Raw genomic sequence first — 3,627 nt, forward strand, 5'->3', positions numbered from 1 at the left:
CCCTTCGGCGCCGGCGGCTCGGCCGCGAGCCCGAACCTCGTCTACGTCGCGGCCGAGCCGCCGGCGCCGAAGGGCGAGGCGATCCTGGTGAAGGCTGATTCGCCGATCAGGACCGTGGCGGACCTGCGCGGCCGCACGGTCGCCCTCAACAAGGGCTCGAACGTGCACTTCCTGCTGGTGCGCGCGCTGGAAGAGGCGGGCGTGCCCTACGAGGAGATCAAGACCGCCTTTCTGACGCCGGCCGACGGGGCCGCCGCCTTCGCCCGCGGCGCGGTCGATGCCTGGGTGATCTGGGACCCCTATCAGGCCTCGGGCGAACGCTCGACCGGCGCCCGGACGCTGGTCAACGGCGAGGGCCTCGCGCCGAACCGGCAGTTCTACCTGTCGCGCCGCGACTTCGCCGACCAGAACCGCAAGGCGGTCGATGCGCTGATCGAGGCGGTCGGCGAGATCGACGCCTGGGCCAAGGACAACACCGACGCGGTGGCGACCGAACTCGCGCCGAGCGTCGGCATCCCGGCGCCGATCCTCGCGGTGGCGCTGCGGCGGCAATCCTACGGCGTCGCGCCCCTCGACGCGGCGGCCATCGCCGACCAGCAGCGGGTGGCCGACACCTTCCACAAGCTGAAGCTGCTGCCAAAGCCGATCACCGTGTCGGACGCGGTGTGGAAGCCGGGAAGCTGAGGAACGCGGGAGGTCCTTCACTCCGGCAGGCGCGGGAGCGGCGTGCCGTCCTTCGGGAGCGGATAGCGGGCCATGTTCAGCTCCATCGCCAGGAAGGTGTAGTAGCCGCTCACCGCCGCGAGATCGACGACGCCGTCCTTGCCGAAGCGCTGCTCGGCCTTGGCGAATGTGGTGTCCGAGACGCGCTTGTTCTCCTGCAGCTCGTTGGTGAAATCGTAGACCAGCGTCTCGTCGGCGCTCATGCCCTCCGGGCGTCGCCCGTCGCGGATCGCCGCGATCACCGGCTCGGCGATACCGACCTTCCTGGCGATCGGCGCGTGGACGTACCACTCGTAGTCCTGCGTCCAGCGCCGCGCCGTGATCAGGATGACGAGTTCCGAGAGCGTGGTGCCGATCTTCGGCTTGTAGCGCAGGTAATCGCCCATCGAGCGGGCGAGCGTCATCACCTCGGGCGAGTACATCAGCGGCTCGAAGGGGCCGAAGACGGGCGTCTTGCGCGCCGCCTCGAAGGCTTCGGCGGCCTGCTTCTGCTCGGGCGTGTACTGGCTCGGCGGAATCGTCGGCAGCCTCTCCGCAGCCCGGGCCGCGAGCGGTGAGACGATGAGGGCGAGGGCGAGGAGGGTACGCATCGTGGATCGGGTCTCCGAAGGGGGCGCCTCCTTGTCGCCGAGCGGGCGACCGGATGCGAGGCTCCTCCGGAGTGTCGCGCCCGGAAGGCCTGACACCGGCCGCGATTCGCGACGCCCCGCACCTCGCGGCGAAACGAAGAAGGCCCGGAGCGGCGGGCGCTCCGGGCCTTCGAAGGTGGCGGCGGGACGTTGGCTCTAGGCCAGCGCTTCCTTCGCACGCTCGGCGCGCTTGCGGTCGTTCGGGTCGAGCACGGCCTTGCGCAGGCGGATCGACTTCGGCGTGACCTCGACCAGCTCGTCGTCCTGGATCCAGGCCAGCGAGCGCTCGAGCGTCATCTTGATCGGCGGCGTCAGGCGCACGGCCTCGTCCTTCGAGGTGGTGCGGATGTTGGTGAGCTTCTTGCCCTTGAGCACGTTCACCTCGAGGTCGTTCTCGCGGTTGTGCTCGCCGACGATCATGCCCTGGTAGACCTTCCAGCCGGGCTCGATCATCATCGGGCCGCGATCCTCGAGGTTCCACATGGCGTAGGCCACGGCCTCGCCCTTGTCGTTCGAGATCAGCACGCCGTTGCGCCGGCCCGGCATCTCGCCCTTGTAGGGCTCGTAGGCCTTGAACAGGCGGTTCATGATCGCGGTGCCGCGGGTGTCGGTCAGCAGCTCGCCCTGGTAGCCGATCAGGCCGCGGGTGGGGGCGTGGAAGACGAGGCGCAGGCGGTCGCCGCCGGAGGGGCGCATCTCCAGCATCTCGGCCTTGCGCTCGGACATCTTCTGCACGACGACGCCCGAGTGCTCCTCGTCCACGTCGATGACGACCTCCTCGACCGGCTCCAGCACCCCGCCGTCCGCGTCCTTCTCGTAGACGACGCGCGGACGCGAGACGGCGATCTCGAAGCCCTCGCGCCGCATGGTCTCGATGAGGATCGAGAGCTGAAGCTCGCCGCGGCCGGAGACGTAGAAGGAGTCCTTGTCGGCGGCCTCCTCGATCTTGAGCGTGACGTTGCCCTCGGCCTCCTTGAACAGGCGGTCGCGGATCATGCGGCTCGTGACCTTGTCGCCCTCGGTGCCGGCGAGCGGCGAATCGTTCACGATGAACGACATCGTCACGGTCGGCGGGTCGATCGGCTGGGCCTGGATCGGGGTATCGACCTGCGGGTCGCAGAAGGTGTCGGCGACCGTGCCCTTCACGAGGCCCGCGATCGAGACGATGTCGCCCGCCTCGCCGACCTCGATGGGAGCCCGCTCAAGGCCGCGGAAGGCCAGGATCTTCGAGACGCGGCCGGTCTCCACGACCTTGCCCTCGCGATCGAGCACCTTGATCGACTGGTTGGGGCGGACGGTGCCCGAGGCGATGCGGCCCGTGATGATGCGGCCGAGGAAGGGGTTGGCCTCGAGAAGCGTGCCGAGCATCCGGAACGGGCCGTCCTCGGTCCGCGCCGGCGGCACGTGCCGGAGCACGAGGTCGAAGAGCGGGCTGAGGCCCTGGCTCTGGTCGCCGTCCGGCGAATCGGCCATCCAGCCGGCGCGGCCGGACCCGTAGAGGATCGGGAAGTCGAGCTGCTCGTCGGTGGCGTCGAGCGCGGCGAACAGGTCGAAGACCTCGTTGACCACCTCGTTGATGCGCGCGTCCGGACGGTCGACCTTGTTGATCGCCACGATGGGCCTGAGGCCGATCTTGAGCGCCTTGCCGACCACGAACTTGGTCTGCGGCATCGGGCCCTCGGCCGCGTCGACCAGCACGATCACGCCGTCGACCATCGAGAGGATGCGCTCGACCTCGCCGCCGAAATCGGCGTGGCCGGGGGTGTCCACGATGTTCACCCGGGTGTCCTGCCAGACGACCGAGGTCGCCTTGGCCAGGATGGTGATGCCGCGCTCCTTCTCGAGGTCGTTCGAGTCCATCGCCCGCTCCTCGACCCGCTGGTTCTCGCGGAAGGTGCCGGACTGCTGGAGCAGCTTGTCGACGAGCGTGGTCTTGCCGTGGTCGACGTGGGCGATGATGGCGATGTTGCGCAGCTTCATAAGGATGTCCGAAGCGTGAAGAACCCGCCACGGGGCCGGCCGATCTTGGCCGTCCCGCCGGGTGTGGTGGCGGATTCAGGGCTTTCCGCGTTGCAATAGAAGGTGCGGACGCGTCCGGCAAGTGCGCGTCCTGCAAGTGTGGGTGGGTGCCGTGCACCGATCATGCTGCGGCCGCCCCCGCATCCCCCTCCCCCGCAGGGGTGGGTGATCGCATACGCCGAGCGAGCCTCGGTCCGGTAAGGCGCGGGTCCCCTCTCCCGTGCGGGAGAGGGACAGGGTGAGGGATGAGAACTGT

The 3,627-nt window shown here is 69.2% G+C and carries 3 protein-coding genes; 1 reads left to right on the forward strand and 2 read right to left on the reverse strand.

Features of this window, described 5'->3' with window-relative positions:
* On the forward strand, positions 1-684 hold a 684-nt coding region (locus tag AX737_RS12140), incomplete at its 5' end, for an ABC transporter substrate-binding protein (RefSeq protein WP_066921652.1).
* A 17-nt stretch (positions 685-701) separates the two neighbouring features.
* Here the strand turns inward: AX737_RS12140 and AX737_RS12145 are convergent.
* Positions 702-1,313: a 4-carboxy muconolactone decarboxylase gene (locus tag AX737_RS12145; protein ID WP_066921654.1), complete on the reverse strand. Its 612-nt coding sequence runs from the start codon at positions 1,311-1,313 to the stop codon at positions 702-704.
* A gap of 195 nt (positions 1,314-1,508) precedes the next feature.
* On the reverse strand, positions 1,509-3,332 hold the full coding sequence (gene typA / locus AX737_RS12150) for a translational GTPase TypA (protein ID WP_066921655.1): 1,824 nt from the start codon (positions 3,330-3,332) through the stop codon (positions 1,509-1,511).
* Positions 3,333-3,627 lie beyond the last annotated feature (295 nt).

The organism is Methylobacterium sp. CCH5-D2, from assembly GCF_001556475.1.
Lineage (GTDB): Bacteria > Pseudomonadota > Alphaproteobacteria > Rhizobiales > Beijerinckiaceae > Methylobacterium > Methylobacterium hispanicum.